We start from the raw sequence: 17,327 nt of genomic DNA on the forward strand, positions 1-17,327 counted from the left end.
CCCACTCCAAAATCTCTGATTTGGTGTCCTGCAATCAGTGTAGGTCTGAAGTCTACACTGTATTGCAACCTTCTGCCTCCTGCCTCCTGCCTTCTTCACTCCAGTGCTAGCATCTCTGCTGAAAAGTAGTCTAATAGGTTTAAATACATTGGTTTTAAATCCTTGAAATTTTCAATTGATTTATTAACCATTGTTCCCAGAGCTTGCAATATTAATCCCTGTTCTAGTACCTGATTTAAATCCGACTCATTGAATTTATTTAAATGGTAATAAACTAACAAATCTAATGATTGAGCTATCAACAAATTTGCCGAACTTATCACCAAATCTTCATAAACATATTCATAACTGCTGACTGACCTTAGTACTGTCTTTAATACTTGAAAATATTTAGTTCTGAAGTTAATCCCATTTAAGTCAATAGTCGGAGGACAGTTAGCTGGCAATGGGAGCTTTTTAAAAAGAAACTTGAAATATAAATCAATACTATTTGATGACCAAGACTCACTATTTTGAAAATACAGATACTTAATCAAAGAATCTTTTTGAGAGTAATCTATTTCTTGAAATAAGTATTTGGGTTGCTCGACTGCAATCACCCTGACATCCTTTTTAAATACTGGCATCACATTTGTTCTTACCCATTGCATAAATTGCCTGACTACATTATGTTCTACTACACTTGTTCGTGATATTAATGAGTGAATCGATAGAGCGCTGAGTGTCGATACCAAACTCACTTGATTATTCTCCATCATCACTAATCGTTTCTGAACTTCAATTGATCTCACGAAATCATCATTTAAAATTGGAGCTACTATTTGCAATACATCCACTGCAAATAACTCTAGCCCTGTTGGTGTTGCTATCACTCTTACTACAGAACTTGATGGATGCTCAAATTCCCAATATCGCCAAACTTCTACCATTTCTCCACTAACTTTTTTGTTCTCCCTCCTCTTACTGCAAAAGCTAACTTTTTACCATAAGAAGATACCTTAAATACATCAAAATTCACTTTGCCAGAATGAGTGTAGCCCATGCTGAATTCTTACTTAGACACTATGGCATATTCCCCCACTTTAAAGGAATCGCTCGAAGTCTAAAAAAATATCGTACTTCTGGCTATTGCTTTTTGTTGACATCCTGTTATAGAATTAGCCCTTTTGCCTCAATCAAAATAAATTCATCGCAAAAGTTCAAGTTTTTTAATAGTTAATTGCTGATTTTAGCTTGCTATTTGAAATCGAATTATTATATATTGTCTAGAGTGATATCTAGCTCCCATTAATCTCAGAAATATATAAGATTAGTTTTCCAAATTGAGCTAAATTGAGCTTTTTTACTATCCGATTTTTTCGAGAATAAATAGTTATCAAAACAGAATTCAGAAGCGATGCCCTGAGCTTGTCCTAAGCGTAGTCGTTCGCGGTAGCGTCTCCCAAGGAGAAGGGCGCAGTCGAAGGGTCAGGAGTCAGAATTCAGAAAATAGGTATGAATTCTATACGAGTAGTGGATCTGAATTCCCCACGCTCTTTATTCTGACTCCTGTTAGCAGATAGCTATGGTTTGGCCCATTCAGAATAATTGAATTCTTCTTCAAATTAAGTGAGAATAATATGCTTTTCAAAACTTCACAAATCGCCATTACTTTAGCTTTGTTCGTCGGTGGCGGTATTATCTCTTGCCAGAGTAAAACGCCTGAGCAGATTGCTCTAGAAAAAGAGCAAGAATTGATTGCAGCAAAGGAGAAAGCAGAAGCAGCTGAAGTCAAAAAATTTGTTGACACTACTCCCGATCTGTATAGAGTTAATTGGAAAGTTTGTAGTGAAGGGTTTCTCGATCGAGACAACAACGGCTGTAAAGAAAGTCGAGATGTCCGATCTATTGGTTTTCCTGAAGCCGTCCTTGTTTGGGGCCCTGTTCAAGAGGTGAAGTTTGTCACTAAGCGTAATTTTAGTCCCAATATGCAAAGTGTTGGTTTGTTTGTCAAATCTAAAGGTTGCTTAAAATTGGGTAAACCCGAAGGAGGAGATCAGTTTTACAAAATACACGAATTTTCACTCAGACAAGGTTCTGCCCTTCCAAATCCCGACAGCGCTAAAATTGATAAACTTTCCCCTGAATATAAGACCAAAGCTATACGAGTAGCCATTAATAATGCCGAAAATGAAATTGCTTCTTTAAACAATTTCGGTGTTTCTTCCACTGGATTCATGCCGAGTGCTGCAAAACAACCTTGTCTCACCCTTGAAAAATGGAAAAACTTATAAATTCACAACTGCTTAAATAAGTAAAATTCCACGAGTGCAGTTCCTCACATAACACCAAGGGGGAATGCACTCGATTGCTTTTTGGGTAGCGCGATCCTCTTATAGCATGAATCGCTTTGACAACATGAAAAGCAGAGCGGAGCTTCAACTTACTCAAATACTTTACAATGGGTCTGAAACTGTCAATTCTTTTGCAATTCACTCGATGTCGTTTCATAACTATACGAGTGTCGCAAGGTATAATTAATTCCAAGTTTTATGAATAGCCTCTTTCCTTTATCACCTCCCCAAAAAGCAATCGAGTCATTATTAGCATTGCGAAATTACTACGCACCTCTTGTAGAAGAGTACGAAAAATTATATACCCTAGCCAAAGCAAATCTCACTCATGTAGAAGCTCTATTATCTAACTGGTCTTTGACTGAGGAGGTGGATAATGATAATGAAGAATTCACCTCTGAGAAAGGAAAAAATTTCTTCTTATTCTTGAGTGAGGAATCTATTAATCACGACGTTGAACCTATTACACATCTGGAGTTAGACAATTCACAGGATTATTCATCAACAGTCGCAACCCAGCCGTCAGACTCCACTCAACCAAACATATTTACACTTATACAAGCTTGGTCAAGTGAAGAATCTGATGCAGCTACAAACACTCCAGTACTGCTAGAGCCACCGATAGAAACATCAACTCAACACCGAGCGCAAGATGGAACCGAGACGGCCATGCTCCCTATTTTCCAATCGCTGTCTCGCCCGTCAGCTATTGAACAGGTTTTGGCAGAACACATTGGCACAATTGTTCACATCGATTTTATTGTCAAAATGCTTTATGGGGAGTTAGAGCCAGATGCCTTCAAGGTCATCAAAGGCAGAGTTCAATCATCCCTCACTCATGGCAAGGAAACTAACAAATGGTTCAGTGTCCCAAGAGAACCGGGATGTTATACTCTCTCTTTAACTTTGCTACCAAAACCGGAGACGAAAAATTCGTCCACCAGAGTCAAAGGCAAAAGTAAGAAACAAGTTTTGCCGCCCCAGCCCAAAGACATACCAATGCTCGAAGAATTTCAAGGTCAGTTTTTAATTGATGCACTAACAACTTTTCTAGAAAATAATTCGGGTAAAGTTTTTGGGGTTTCAGAAATTACCAACGGAATCTATGGCGAACTCACTGCGACTGAGATTAGAGAAGTGAAAAACAAGGTGTTGAATGAGTTATCACGGGGTCATCGCACAGGGCGATTCACTAGGGTTCCTAAGCAGATTGGTTTTTATACCTGGGACTTAGAGTTGCTCAACAAGTAGAAACGATTAATTATCGAACAGAATTCAGGAGTCAGGAGTCAGGAGTCAGGAGTCAGAATTCACTTGGGTATTCTGTTGAGTCGGTATTTAATGAATTAGGCGATCGCATCCAAGATAATCAAGTTCAGGGTATCCAGTCGTTGGAAATCTCCGTTGGGCAAGTGATAGCCTACCGCTTGATGATGGTTTTACCTATGTTGATAAAGCTACTTATTTATGCGGATATTTGAAGTAGCGTTAAAAGTAATTCCACGCATTGGTGATGAAAAGAAACGCCTGACTGAAGAAAAAGCGTTATTAGATTTGTGGTTGGCTATGGATGAAATCAAAGCAAAAGTGTCTTATGTGTAACCTGAGCTATCCTTAATTTATGGACAAATGAGTTTTAATTTAGAGATTGATGATTGAGGGCTGTTCACCGTCAACTAATAATTATAGGAGATAATCAAATATGAAGGTTAGAGGGATAAAACGTGGTCAAAATATTGAAATTCTAGAACAACTTAATAATATTCCAGATGGGACAGAGATAATCATAGACGTAGAATTTATTGCCAATCAAATTATAGAACCACAACCACCATTAACAAACGAGGAGAGACTAGCTAAACTCAATCAATTATTTGGGGTTTGGAAGAACCAACCGGAATTAGGAGAAATATTTACAGAGATTGACCAACAGCGCCATGCTTATCAAGGCAGAACCATAGACTCACTTGATAATCAGGATTTAGGCTAATGTATCTGCTAGATACCAATATTTGCATTGCACTGCTGAACGAAAATCCCCAAGCTGTTACTAAATTTAATCGCTTTTTCAGCCAATGCTATCTCTCTATCATTGTAGTTGCAGAACTATATAAAGGCGTTTATTGTTCTCAACAGGTGGCCAAAAATCTAGATATATTAGCACAGTTTACTGAATTACTACCAGTAGAACCATTTGGAATAGAAGCAGCTATCGAATTTGGCAAGATTCAAAGCGAACTCAGAAAAATTGGGAAACCAACCGGAGAATTTGATGCTTTGATTGCTGCTGTAACTCGTTCTCGTGACGATATTCTTGTTACTAACAATATCAAAGATTTTATCAATATTCCCAACTTAAAATTAGATAACTGGTTAGAAAGTTGAAAAGCCTGCGTGAATATTCTTGGAAAATTAGTTACACCAGCAACACCCACAACACCATCACTGATTTTTACATTCCTGCTTTAGAGTGCGCCATTCAATATGACCGTAAGGCAGGTTTTTTTAAAGCAGACCATGCACGTCGTAAAACTCCCCAAGACTGCAAAAAAACGCCCAATCGCTTGTTACAGTTAATACTAACTTGCTGGCTGATATAATCCCGTATTTTCGTTAAATTCCCACCCAATACCGGATCTATCTTTGCCCTTACACCATGCTACAAAAAGCGGTGGGGGAAGATTAATTCGCTCCTTGCGTACACTTTCAGGACTTACACCAAGTCTGTTGGCTAAACCTTCTTCAGTTAATGGTTGCATTCGGGGAGTATGCCCTTTGAATGATGAATTATTGTAGTACGATTTCTGTCCCCGCTTTTGTTGGTTGTTGAGATAGTCTTGAATTTTAACGATCGCCTCAGCCAACTGTGTCATTCGGGCATACATCTTCTCCACTTTTTGTTCTAAATTGGCGAGATTATCAATTACTGTGGTTTGGTTGCTATTAGATTCATTTGAAAACTCTGACTCCAGCTTATCAAGTCTTTCGCAAATAGCTCTTATCGTTTCATTGGTGGGACTGCTGTTAATATTTTTACTAACAACTAAGTACTTATCTACACTTGCCTTAATCTTTGAGTCTAGGCGTTCGTCTAAATCGTTACCACCTATTGCATCAATTTTATCTTGGGAATCGCCTAAGTAGAGATCGATAAATTCGAGCAGCGTGGCTGTTGCTGTTGTGCCTTTCGAGTTGCAACAGGCGATAAACTGCTCCCACTTCCTTTGATCGCAGTTGAAAGATGCCAGTTTTTTTTTGCGCCCTGTATTGCTCATGTTCACGTATCATCTAGGTAAACTGGGACTGTGAACGCTTATTAAATCGTGTAATTCATCATGATGAATTACCTTGATGCTATCATCGCCAAATGTGTCAGCGCATTCTTCAAGCGATGGCTTTTGTAAAGAGATGCTACTGCCAACGGCTACCATTGACGATTGCAAATAAATATAGACATCACCCCGTAGCAATTCCAGCATCAACCATCTTCGCCAGTCACTAAGTATTAAATATTCTCAGCGATTCCACTAGTTTCCGAAAATACCCATACTGCTCATCTCTATAATCGCTCGGTTCCATTTTTTGTAGCTCACAAAACTTTAAATAGTCAACCTGCTAGCTAAATTCAGCAATCGCCGTTGCAAATCTTTTTCTTAATTCCCCACACCATAGGTTCTTGGCAACTTTTGGTGATCTTGGTTGGGGTAAGGCATCTATGCTGACAGCAGAGGGCAGTAGGAAGAGGAAGTAAAAATTCCCACAATTGAAGCAATGCTTGGATTATAGAACATCTGCATCACTTGAAAGCCGTAAGCGATCGCAAGAGTGAAGTCACAAATCCCACGCCCGGATAAGAAAACGTTTTAAAACCTTCTGCCAACTGAGCCTCCTGCCTTCTGCCTTAAAGTGCGTAACCCCAGAAATAGCACCTCCCTCTACTACAAGAAAGCCCGTGTATAAACGGCAATACTCGGAGGAAATACCCGGCTCTAAATCCGCAATGAATAGTCAATAATAGTATTGCTTGTATCATCATTCTGGGTATTATGAGTGTACTATACGCAAAAAATGAGAATTTTTGCGTTGTGAAACAGTGAGTTGAAATGCACTCATTGAGCGACAATAAAAATCAGACACTATAAAACCAGACGAAACTACTATTGTGTCTGATTATTAAGGGAGTAATAAAAATGACGCTCTCTCTAGTCCACATAACAGCGCATAGAAAGGCGATTGCTTCCTTGCCAGTAGCACAGGCGGAGGCGAAGTTGATTGCGCTGTGGTTGGAGGGAAAAGCAGAATCATCTATCATCTCTTACCGACGATACATTAGGCGATTTCTGGAATTTTTGGACAAACCCCTCAAAAAAGTGACCTATGAAGACTTGGTAGAATACGCCACTGACTTTAGGGGCAATGCAGAAAACACAAAGCGGATATACATAGCTTGTGCTAAAAGCTTGATTAGTTTCGCTCATAAAATTGGATATCTCCCTTTTAATGTGGGTATGGCACTAAAACTGGGTGAATTGCCAGATGTAATCAACGAACGCTATCTTGATGAAGCTGATATTAAATTGTTGGTACGGGCAGCTAATAAGCATTTAACGTTGGCGAAAACTCCCAAACGACAGTACACAGCCCTACGTAATTTGTTAATTATCAAACTCTTGTATCAGGCAGGGTTACGGGCAAGTGAAATCTGTGAGTTAACTTGGGTAGATTTGACACCCCGCAGTGATAGTGGACAGGTGTACGTGAGAAAAGCCAAGGGGAGCAAAAATCGCACAATTCTCATTAAGCCGAAGCTGTGGGCGGAACTAATGGAGTTCAAAGGTCAAGCTTTATCTACAGACGCAGTGTTCCGAAGTCAAAAAGGGGGACATCTCGACCGTCAAAACTTGCACCCGATTGTCAAAGCAATTGCACAAGAAGCCGGATTAAGCGAACTGGTTTCTGCTCACTGGTTACGTCATGCCCACGGTTCTCACGCGATTGAGCGCGGGACTAATCCGGTACTGGTGAAAGAAACTTTGGGTCATGCCAATTTAGCCATCACCGATCGCTATCTCAAAGCTAGACCTAATGACAGTAGCGCTTTCAACTTGATGGATCTTTGACATTTTGCATGACTTCGTTCAAATACAGCACAAATTGAAACCAGTGGCATCAATTGCTTGCTACCGTCAACGAAACAAAAAACAGCTTTCAAATGCCAAAAAGATTTTTTCCCTAGCCAGCCTCCGACATCGGCAACACTTCAAGCGATAGCCATTCATAAAATTCAGGAACTTGAGATTCCACAAGTCGCAGTTCATCAAGAGCGATCGCTTCAAGTTCCAGCACCGTCTCCCACCGTAAATCCCCAGTCCATCGCTTGAGAATGCCTTTAATCGCGTCTACTCCCAAGGCTATACCAGAGCGAAGTATTTCCACGCAATGAAGTAGGGTAGTGCGATCGGTCGGAGGCGACTCAAATTCGGTAGTATCCTCCCCTCCTTTCTGGGGGTTCCCTATAGCATGAAGGGGAGGGATGGATACGGGCTGCTGATTCAAGTTTGCACTATACACAGCAGTGGTTTGGGTTGCATAATCAGTTCGATTTTCTTTTTGATTACGCTTTGCGACGCGATGAGCAATTACCTGGAGTGCAAAGTCCAGTTCCGACTTTGATAGTGAGTAAATTTTCACCTGTTGGCCCCGCTTACCCTGCTTGCGGCAGGTCAACTTTAACCCCAACTGCTCTACCATTGTTGCTAGCAACCAAATAGGCTTACAGTCACTGGGGATGGTAAACCCAAGAATTGCTTTGACGTGAGCAGCACAATTTTTGGCTATCGCTGTCATCTTAAGTAAGGTGGCATCCGAGGCGGTAACTTCATCACCCCTCACTAAACATTTAAGAATCTGATGCAGCCCCAGGTTAAATCTAGCAAGCCACCGTGCTGAGTAATTGCCCCAGTCGATGCACAAAGGTAGATTGTCGCGCTCGGTGCGGTCTTTTTGGGTGACAATTGTTGGTGGAGTAGGATAACTTTGCCCAGTTTTGGGGTCAACAATTGATTCTTCGGGTGGGGCTAAAATGGCCTCAAGTCCAGCAATTGCTCTAATTAAGCGACCACCTTTATCCATTTCTACGAGTGATTCGGTTACTTCGATGCCGTAAGAATCAAAAATGCGTTTTTTTTCGCATTCAAAAATTTCCCTTTGTGATAAGTAATCTTTGCTCTGACGGGCGCGATATTCAGAACTGGTAATATCATTCGCCTTGGCAACATGAGAATTGTGGGCGCTATCCATTGCATCTGCTGCAAATTTGAGGCTCTCTTGTGATTCATAATCCGAATCGCTACCCACACATATAAATGTATTGCCCATTTCGGTAAGAAGCTCACGCAAATCATCACGCAGATTATTGAGAGAATAATTGCGGTTAGCCAAAATTTGGCAGTAAGCCTCAAGCGCCCAGTCTTTCTCGGCTCCCCTTAAGCCTGTTTGACGGTCAATCCGCAAGAGAAAAGCAGTCACTTGATTGCTTTGGAGGAGCCGTTCTTTAATCTTGGTTGGATTTGTATCCTTGTAACCAAATGGGGGACGCTTTGCCACCCAAATATGAAAGGGGACTTTCGGGCGATAGCGGTAAAGCTGTTGGGCGCATTCGGTAGCAGTTTGACTGACAGCATGAAACACACCAAAGACTAAATCAAAATGATACTCGGAAATATCGACACCAGTACCGAGACTGGGAGAAGTGAACAAAGCATCGAAGTTTTTGACGGCGTTGGTGATATCTTTGATGAAAGCGACATTTTCATCACTTCCCGAATTATCGGAATGAATAGACCAAATCCGCCATTCTTGGGGTGTATGTGATTGGTCAGAATTCGCAGATTGTTCGCACTTAATAGTGAAGGACTTGTCGAGTTTTTTGATGAAACGCTTGGAGTCACTGGCAACCATGAGTTTCTCACCTTGCATCAAGGCGGCTGAAATCTGGGCAACTAGGGCGCTAGAATTACTGCCTTCATACCAATAGATAGTGCGTCCTCCATTGCGCCACTCGTTTTTGACGATGTAAGGAATTTCACCATGCGGTCGCATTGCAAGAAAGAAGTCCACTGTCAGGTCATCCATGTGGGCATCAGCGATGACGACCAGGGGCGCATTGTATACTATATATTCAAGGACTTCCAGAATTGCTGCCCGATGCTCCTTACACGTATTACTATGTAGTAGGTGTGTGAGATACTGGCAAGCTTCATCAATAAAGATGCAACCGTAGGTGAGAGACTGAGTATTGAGTTTATGCAAGCTGTCAATAGTAATACTAAGAGCTTGAGCCTGGGCTAACCCGGTGTAACCCAAGTTTGAATACATGGCAGTCTGCAAGCGTTCGGCAAGATTTTTCAACAAGTTAACGCGATGTCCATTGTTAAGGAACCGCGCGTCGGGGTTTTGGTCACGCCACCAACGCATGAGTTGAGTTTTGCCAGTACCCATGTCACTCCAGAGTACAACCAGTCCAATTTCAGGAAAACGGAAAGATTTTTTGGGATTTTGGGTACTGGGTTTGGGATTAAGGGAATCAGAATCTATTAATTCAACATTTTCCTTTTTCCCTTTATCTAAATCACAGTCCGTAGGTATAAGATTTGGACTGAATAATTTTTCAAGTGCAATATCATAAAGTGGTGGGACAGATGAACATTTTTCCTCGAGTTCAGGAATGCAGAGTGCTTGGGTCAAATATTTAATATTGACTGTGACATCAGGCTGGTACTTAGAAAGTCCCCATTTCTTAGCCCGATAGGAGCGCTGGTAATCTTTGAGTGATTTGGCATCGTCTATGATTGCAGTTAGTAAGGCATCAGCATCAACACTGCGACCAACCACGAAATCATCAACGCCTTTTTCTGGCCCTGGTAACAGCGCAACAACACATTCGCAACCAGCAGACTCAATTGCTTTTGCTGTGCGAACAGTAGCTTGAAAAACTGACCACCGGGTTTTAGCTTTCGTTTCGTGGTCAAATAGTATAATGAACTTGCGCCCCGCCTGAGCCATTGGTACTAAGTCAGGATGCAACCGTTCGTCAAAATCTTGTTTGCCCACGCGCCCGTTCCAAATTCCAGGGAGTGCGATCGCCACAAACCCTAACGAAAGCAAGCAAGCGGCTTTCTTCTCCCCTTCGCATAAGATAATCGGAATCTCTTTCTGTTGTTTTACCCACTCCCAGAAGGTAATTTGTATATCTTTGTGCTGAGAGTCGATTAAATTCAGTTTGTGCTGCTTTACCCATAACCAAAACATTAGGGGATTGAGATAGTCTTGTCTGCACAGTCCTAAAAGAGAACTACACTGCGCGTATGAGAGCGAATTCCGGAAGTTTGCAGCATAGAGAGCGTTTTTTCTTCGACTTTTAATATGCAGCTTGTGACCACGTTTTGCAAAAAGCACTTTTTGAATATCAGGGATGTTGTAGCGCCGTGCAACTAGATTCAAAATACAGTTGGGAATATCGAAGTAAGTAACTCGGTTAGCTGTCTTGGGGGGTGACTCGTACTTAACAGGTTTCTGTGATTGCCAATCAATTCGAGGGAAGTTGGGCTTAATGCGTCTCCACTCCATTGGGAGCCAATTATTCAATGGGTCAAGTGATTGAATCCAGGTTCCACCCAGTAATAGATGCTGATATTGCCTGATGTATGCATCGGTGACTCTGCCTGCATTTTTGCGTGGGATTTTGTCGGAGATGAACAGGTAGTCGTAAACTGATTCTCCTTCAATGTGGAAGAAGTTCCTCTCAATCAGTGCTGGATGAATGGCACTACCAACTGTCAGATCATGGTATTCAGCCGCCGTGAGATTGTTTGGGTAAACACATTGGTGTCGCTGATGCTCAACTGATACCTTGCGATCTGGTTTAGGCTCTTTGATCTCAAAGTTGCCACACTTAAAAGCATTTTTATTTGTATTCACATTCAATACCTTTATTGTTCCATGACAATGTGAGCGGCATAGGTGCAATGTCGCATTCATCAGTCATCAAGTATCCGCATCATCAGTTATCAGTTATTAGTTATCAGTCATTAAGTATCCGCATCAGCAGCGATAAGGACGGAGCATTTAAGTTGCATAAAAGCTCCTTCTGTACTGCGGGATCTGAACCCGTAGAGTTGTCCTTACTACAAGCAAATCAACCTGGAGGGGAGAAATGACGATTAGCTTAACTGTTAACTGTTAACTGTTAACTATTCACTGTTTTTTCGAGCTTGTGTGATTAAATCAGTCTCCTTGGTAGTAAGTTCTGCCCAGTAGTCTGCTTTTATCAGTTCGTATTTTTCAGCCACAGCCCAAAAGTCAAGCCATGTAAACTGAAGACGAGCAAGTACTTGCCTAATTTCCCTAATAGCCTGGGGTAATAGTTGTAATTGCTCTGTCCTTGTTGCAACAGCTGATTGTGTAGGACTAGTACCCAAAATGAGAGCCGCCGCCTCAAGAGCTTGGGTGTTGTTCATGGCAACGCTTAGGTTTTTCAGTGCCATGCCCATGAGCCGTAGACATTCAGTTGCATTTTCTTTGGGCGCTTCTTGAGCTAGCTCGCGTAGGTCAATGGTTTTCTCAAAAGCAAGTTTCACTTGCTTGTTCAACGCTTTAGTCGCTTGCTGGGTCATGGTATTTCCCCACTGCTGTTGAGGGCGTTCCTGTAAGGCGTGTTCTAGTTCCTGGATACGTTGGTGGAGTTGCTGATTCTCAGTTTCTAGCTTTCTCAACCCTTCCATTTCATCCAATCGCTGCTGCAACTGGATATTTTGCTCTTTCTGCTCCTTGTATAGATTTTGCAAGGATTGGATTTGCTCACTTACCTGGGCTTCGGCTCTAGCATTAACTTCTGCTTGTAGTCCAATTCTCAATTCCTGAGAGAGGCGCTCTAACTCAAGCTTGTGTTGCTCTTTGAGGGCTGCGATCGCTTCGGTGTATTCTTTAGGATATGTGCGCTCAGTCGAATCGGACACAATCGCGGCATCCAAATCAGTGTTGTTTATCAACAGCCTTTCACCATCAGGAAAAGTCACAATCTGCTGCGAATTATTCGGTGCGTCTGCACAAATCACTCCTGATTCTCCATAACGGGGATGTTCTGGTGATGAAATTGTGACTTTGACATTTTTGGGAACCAATGGTTCCTGATTTTTGGGAACCAATGGTTCTGAATGGAATGGCTTTTTTCCTCTTGGCATTGGAGCAACAATATTAGCCGCAGCTGCAAAATCTGATTCAGTTGGGTCTGGGTTTGATTCAAGAGCCAGTCTTATAGCAGCAATAAGTTTTTCTGGTTCTTTGGCTAACCTCAAAAGAGGACGGGCTTGGCGCTCATTTTTAATCTGTGACCCCAACTCCCCTGCGGCGACAATAACTTTTGATGCTCCTAAGAGTTGATTTATACGCCGATAGCCACCATATACATGCAATTCGCCTTGGCAATATTCTGAGAAATTTTTGTACCCAGCGATTGTGTACATCCGCTCGTCATGCATGATGCGAAAGAGTTCTACTGCTTGCAACTCAAATTGGTCAAGAGTAGCGAAGGTGTCTTTGATACTGCTGTTAAGTAAGTCGTAATCAACTGCTGATTTGGTTTCTCTATCAAGTGTCAGCATATTTCTCTCCTGTCATTATCATTAGGAGAGGTGTTTGAAACAAATTTTGATGTCACCCTAACCCCGACACCAAGGTGTATTGGGCATAAGTCATTTTTCACGATATTTTTCCCTGATAACTCGGTTTACAAGCTTCAGAGGGGGCTGTATCAGTTATCAGTTATCAGTCAACAGTTAACAGTTATCAAAGACTCTGACTGATAACTGGTAACTGGTAACTGTTATTCGCGCTGCTACTTTTTTTAGCTACAAAATTCTGAATGTTTATTAATTAAATTTAACATTTCACCCTGAAGAATTTAAACAGCCAAAAATATGCTACCAAAAAATAGCCGTTCTGGTGAAAACCCATGTATAATGGGGGAAGCAGCGCGGATTAAACTCAGTCGGACATTTTTGTTGGTAATCTTAGTAGCCAAACTTTAACCACCACTTATTTTGTTCCTTCGAGATCAACCCCTGCTCTGAAAATATGAAATTGTTTGACTTTAGGGCAAAGTGCTACTCCTTAGTGGCACTTTGTCCTTTAAATTTTGGTATTGACGTGGATTCACTTGCCTCTTCCTCTTTAACTAGGTATAAACCTGATCATACAGAACTTTTACTTGTTTGTGATCTCATTAAGTTTTGATCTTATGGTTAATTTTGGATGAAAAGTCGCTGAACAACCAAATATTTTCGTTAGTATATCAGCAAAATGTAAGATACGACTGACCCAGTGGGGACACCTCATGTTAACAAGAGCAGTATATTCTCAAGAGAGGCTAAACTAATCTCAATAACCTAAGCTTATTGATAAAGCTTTAGGCGTTGGCGTAGCCCGCCGCAGGCATCGTTTTGAGTTATGCAAACTGAACCAAGTGAGAAATACTGATTCTTTCGTTGATTCTTAATCTTGGTCGTGGTCAAGAATAATTTAGATACGTTTGCCCTAACGACTGACCCATTTGAGACTACTGACTTTACGGCAGGATTGTATGACTATGCGGGTTTTTCAGGTTCAACTTGTCTTACCAAATTTAATAAAATATGTATTTAACATGGCATATAGCAAAAAGTCTCAACTTTTTGTTATAGTTGAAATTGCCTGTAGCACCATAAATGCTGATCTTTAAGCAACACGTAAAGGAGTTTGTAAAAAGGTGGATGTTAAACAAGTTATCAAAGTGATAGATGACTTAGTGTTTGCAAAAGAAGGCAGGTGGCTAGAGAAGGCTGAAAAAATTGTAATTGAGGCTGCTTGGCTCGATTTAGATTATAAAGAGATAGCGGAGAACGTACCTTGTAACTTTGATTTTTTGCAGCGTCGTGTAGCACCTAAGTTGTGGGTGTTGTTGACAGGGATACTCGGTAACGGAGAAAAAGTTACAAAGAAACGGTTGCGTCGCATTTTAGAAGAACAAATGCTTGATCTTAGGTCAGCCATCTCGGATGAAGCATCTACTGGTCTCGCCGTTATTGGGGGACATCTGCCTAACGTATCTAAGTTTTACGGTCGGACGCCTGAGATGGCCATGTTAAAAGAATTGTTAACTCAGGAACGTTGTGTAGCACTTATAGGCCAGCCAGGAATCGGCAAAAGTGCTTTAATCGCTAAATTGATTGAAGTTATGCGTGTGGCGTCGATTGAATTTGATAGTTTTATTTGGAAGTCAGTTTCCTATAGTCCGTTACTTCCAGAGTTGCTTGCCGATCTCCTTAAGCTTCTGGCTGATTCAGAAAATCAGAAGCTAGACTTGCCCGAATCCACTCAAGATAGGGCTTTAATGTTTTTTAAACAACTCGAATTACGTCGCTACTTGGTGGTTTTAGATTCAACAGAAGCTTTATTACAGGGAGATAGGAATACTGATTCCAGCCCTTATGGTGATAAATATGCAGATTATGAAGGATTTTTTAGAAGCATAATAGAGAAACAACATCAAAGCTGTGTAGTATTAACTAGCCGTGAACCATTTATTGATATTAATCGCTTAGAACACAAGGGTCAGCCAGCTAGAAGTATGAAGGTTGAAGGATTAGTGGGAAAAGAATCGTTATTAATTCTCAAAAATAAAGGTTTAGCTGACGAGGATGAGTGGGGAGATTTAGTTGAAATTTATCGTGGAAATCCTTTATCTCTAGAAATGGTTTCTCAGAGAATTAAGAACTTTTTTGGTGGAAGTGTTAAAGAATTTTTGAGATATAAAACGACGTTAATTACAGATATATTTCAAGATAATTTGGACAGGATGTTTAAAGGAAATGGACGCTTGACTGATTTAGAAAAGGAGATTTTAACTTATTTGTCAGAAGAGCTAACTATCTTACCAGTTGATTCAATTTCCTTTAATCAATTGCTGAATCACTTAAGACAGAAACCAAATGAATATCTAATAACGACTACGGAAATAATCGAAGCTCTGGAGTCCTTAGATGAACGTTCTTTAATTGAACGAAAAGTTAGTGCTGAGAAAGAAATATTTTTGACTTTACAACCTCAAGTAAGAAAGTACATTTCTATATATACTTCTAAAGGATATCGTTATGGATTGAAAAATTCTAAATCAGCAGCTTAATCTATTATCATAACTTACAAAGGTGATTTATTGTATCAATCCTAAGTGTAAACAGAGGCAAAACCCCGATGATAGTGAAAAATGCCTTGATTGCGGGACGGAACTGCTGATTGAGCAGAGGTTTAGGTTAATTAAGCCATTACGCCCTTTAGACTTTCGTTACAATACAGAAATTTTTGAAGTAGTGGATGATCAAGGCATCCATAAGGTGATGAAGGTTTTGAAATCGCAGGAATCTAAAGAAATCGAGTTATTAGAACGAGAAACGCTGACGCTTCAATTGTTCGACCATCCAGGGATTCCTAGAGTGATAGACGATTTATTGACTGTTATTCCTGAAAAAAGTTACAGGACACTGCATTGCTTAGTTATGCAGAAATTTGAGGGACAGGACTTAGAAGAATGGGCGAAAGCTAATGGAAGAATCTCTCAAGCTTTGGCTCTGGATTGGCTTATACAACTAGTAAAAATTCTCGATGAAGTACATCGAAGTGGTTTTTTTCATAGAGATATTAAACCTTCTAATATTATTCTTCAACCTGATGGTCAGTTGGGTTTAATTGACTTTGGTGCAGTCCGACAAGTAACTCGTACTTATCTAACGAAAGTTAGCGGAAGTGGGGGAAATGATATGGGGCTTGGTCATCACGAAATTACAGCACTTGTAACGCCTGGCTTTACTCCCTTAGAACAAATTAACGGGCAAGCGTTACCGCAATCAGATTTCTATGCTTTAGGGCGAACATTAGCATATTTAGTAACTGGAACTCATGTAATTAATCTGCCAACCGACCCAAAAACAACAAGACTTATTTGGAGAAATAAAGCACGGCAGATTGAAAAACCCTTGGCTGACTTCTTAGATGAATTAATGTCTCCGGCTCCAGGGAAACGTCCACCATCTACACAAGTCATTTTACAGCGTCTGGAGGAATTACCGTTTAAGTTGAAGCTAAACCGAGCTTTTCAATCTAGTCTATTTAAATGGTTAGGAACCGGATTCCTTTTGTTCATACTTTTTAGTATTTGTCAAGGAAGTTATTTAGCTTTATCTAGTTACTATTTTTACAAAGCTGCGCGACAGGATGAGCCGAAAATAGCTAAAAAATATTATGAATTAGCGGCAAAATACAATTCTAAAGATGAGAAAACATATAATAATTTAGCAGTAGCTTGTCAGCAGATACAAGACTTCAAGTGTGCAAGCAAAAACTATGAAAAAGCTTTAAATTTAAGACCATTAGGTTGGGAAGTACACTATAATTTGGGAAATTTTTACGATGAACAAGATAAATACGACCTAGCAGAGCAGCAGTACAAATTAGCAATTCAATACAGCAAGAACCAAGCAATGAATGCTGTCAGCAATTTATCACGGTTGAAAAATAGACAAGGGAAATATTCAGAGTCTGCAACACTTGCAGTTGAAGGATTAAAAAACACTTCTTATCCTAAATGGCAAGCGGGGTTGTACAAAAATTTAGGCTGGGCGAGATTTAAGCAGCAGCGTTATGCAGAAGCAAAAGAATATTTACAAAAATCGGTTAAATTAGATCCTCAAAGAGTAGATGCTTATTGCTTGTTAGCACAGACACAAGAAGCATTAAGTGATTTAAAATATGCACAAGCGTACTGGGAGATTTGCTTAATGGAAAATAGTGTAAATTCATCTCTGCCAGAAGTGCAAGGATGGAGGCAAGAAATATTACAGAGGATTTTTCAGTAAAATTGACTAAAATCCTTGAATGTGGTGAAATTATTTGATTAGAGAATAT

13 protein-coding genes are annotated in these 17,327 nt (G+C 40.5%); 8 read left to right on the forward strand and 5 right to left on the reverse strand.

The window, feature by feature from the left end:
• Window positions 1-95 precede the first annotated feature (95 nt).
• The gene (locus tag PUQ00_RS19185; RefSeq protein ID WP_300419520.1) at window positions 96-929 is read right to left on the reverse strand and encodes a hypothetical protein; all 834 of its coding nucleotides are present in this window, start codon (window positions 927-929) and stop codon (window positions 96-98) included.
• 690 nt (window positions 930-1,619) lie between these two features.
• Here PUQ00_RS19185 and PUQ00_RS19190 point away from each other — a divergent pair.
• The 5 genes from PUQ00_RS19190 to PUQ00_RS19210 all read left to right on the forward strand — a co-directional run bounded on the left by PUQ00_RS19190 (window position 1,620) and on the right by PUQ00_RS19210 (window position 4,718).
• The gene (locus PUQ00_RS19190) at window positions 1,620-2,273 is read left to right on the forward strand and encodes a hypothetical protein (RefSeq protein ID WP_300419523.1); all 654 of its coding nucleotides are present in this window, start codon (window positions 1,620-1,622) and stop codon (window positions 2,271-2,273) included.
• Window positions 2,274-2,531: 258 nt separating this feature from the next.
• Window positions 2,532-3,584 carry a hypothetical protein gene (locus PUQ00_RS19195; RefSeq protein WP_300419525.1) on the forward strand — a complete coding sequence of 351 codons (1,053 nt, stop codon included), beginning with the start codon at window positions 2,532-2,534 and terminating at the stop codon, window positions 3,582-3,584.
• Between the two features lie 216 nt (window positions 3,585-3,800).
• Complete coding sequence (locus tag PUQ00_RS19200) at window positions 3,801-3,935, forward strand: hypothetical protein (RefSeq protein ID WP_300419528.1); 135 nt, start codon at window positions 3,801-3,803, stop codon at window positions 3,933-3,935.
• 100 nt (window positions 3,936-4,035) lie between these two features.
• On the forward strand, window positions 4,036-4,323 hold the full coding sequence (locus PUQ00_RS19205; RefSeq protein WP_300419530.1) for a hypothetical protein: 288 nt from the start codon (window positions 4,036-4,038) through the stop codon (window positions 4,321-4,323).
• The gene (locus tag PUQ00_RS19210) at window positions 4,323-4,718 is read left to right on the forward strand and encodes a type II toxin-antitoxin system VapC family toxin (protein WP_300419532.1); all 396 of its coding nucleotides are present in this window, start codon (window positions 4,323-4,325) and stop codon (window positions 4,716-4,718) included. The genes PUQ00_RS19205 and PUQ00_RS19210 overlap by 1 nt, the downstream gene beginning before the upstream one ends.
• A gap of 194 nt (window positions 4,719-4,912) precedes the next feature.
• Here the strand turns inward: PUQ00_RS19210 and PUQ00_RS19215 are convergent, their stop codons facing one another.
• Both PUQ00_RS19215 and PUQ00_RS19220 read right to left on the reverse strand, forming a co-directional pair.
• The gene (locus PUQ00_RS19215; protein WP_300419535.1) at window positions 4,913-5,608 is read right to left on the reverse strand and encodes a hypothetical protein; all 696 of its coding nucleotides are present in this window, start codon (window positions 5,606-5,608) and stop codon (window positions 4,913-4,915) included.
• 9 nt (window positions 5,609-5,617) lie between these two features.
• Window positions 5,618-5,812, reverse strand: a complete 195-nt coding sequence (locus PUQ00_RS19220; RefSeq protein ID WP_300419537.1) for a hypothetical protein — start codon at window positions 5,810-5,812, stop codon at window positions 5,618-5,620.
• A 711-nt stretch (window positions 5,813-6,523) separates the two neighbouring features.
• Here PUQ00_RS19220 and PUQ00_RS19225 point away from each other — a divergent pair.
• The gene (locus PUQ00_RS19225) at window positions 6,524-7,453 is read left to right on the forward strand and encodes a tyrosine-type recombinase/integrase (protein ID WP_300419539.1); all 930 of its coding nucleotides are present in this window, start codon (window positions 6,524-6,526) and stop codon (window positions 7,451-7,453) included.
• Window positions 7,454-7,565: 112 nt separating this feature from the next.
• Here PUQ00_RS19225 and PUQ00_RS19230 read toward each other — a convergent pair whose 3' ends face one another.
• Window positions 7,566-11,270 carry a plasmid replication protein, CyRepA1 family gene (locus tag PUQ00_RS19230; RefSeq protein ID WP_300419562.1) on the reverse strand — a complete coding sequence of 1,235 codons (3,705 nt, stop codon included), beginning with the start codon at window positions 11,268-11,270 and terminating at the stop codon, window positions 7,566-7,568.
• A 314-nt stretch (window positions 11,271-11,584) separates the two neighbouring features.
• Complete coding sequence (locus PUQ00_RS19235) at window positions 11,585-12,994, reverse strand: hypothetical protein (protein ID WP_300419542.1); 1,410 nt, start codon at window positions 12,992-12,994, stop codon at window positions 11,585-11,587.
• 1,142 nt (window positions 12,995-14,136) lie between these two features.
• On the opposite strand from PUQ00_RS19235, the gene PUQ00_RS19240 reads away from it, so the two are divergent.
• Window positions 14,137-15,552: an NB-ARC domain-containing protein gene (locus tag PUQ00_RS19240; protein ID WP_300419544.1), complete on the forward strand. Its 1,416-nt coding sequence runs from the start codon at window positions 14,137-14,139 to the stop codon at window positions 15,550-15,552.
• A gap of 22 nt (window positions 15,553-15,574) precedes the next feature.
• Window positions 15,575-17,278: a serine/threonine-protein kinase gene (locus tag PUQ00_RS19245; protein ID WP_300419547.1), complete on the forward strand. Its 1,704-nt coding sequence runs from the start codon at window positions 15,575-15,577 to the stop codon at window positions 17,276-17,278.
• Window positions 17,279-17,327 lie beyond the last annotated feature (49 nt).

Origin of the sequence: Nostoc sp. S13 (genome assembly GCF_029379315.1) — a bacterium.
Classification (GTDB): domain Bacteria; phylum Cyanobacteriota; class Cyanobacteriia; order Cyanobacteriales; family Nostocaceae; genus Nostoc.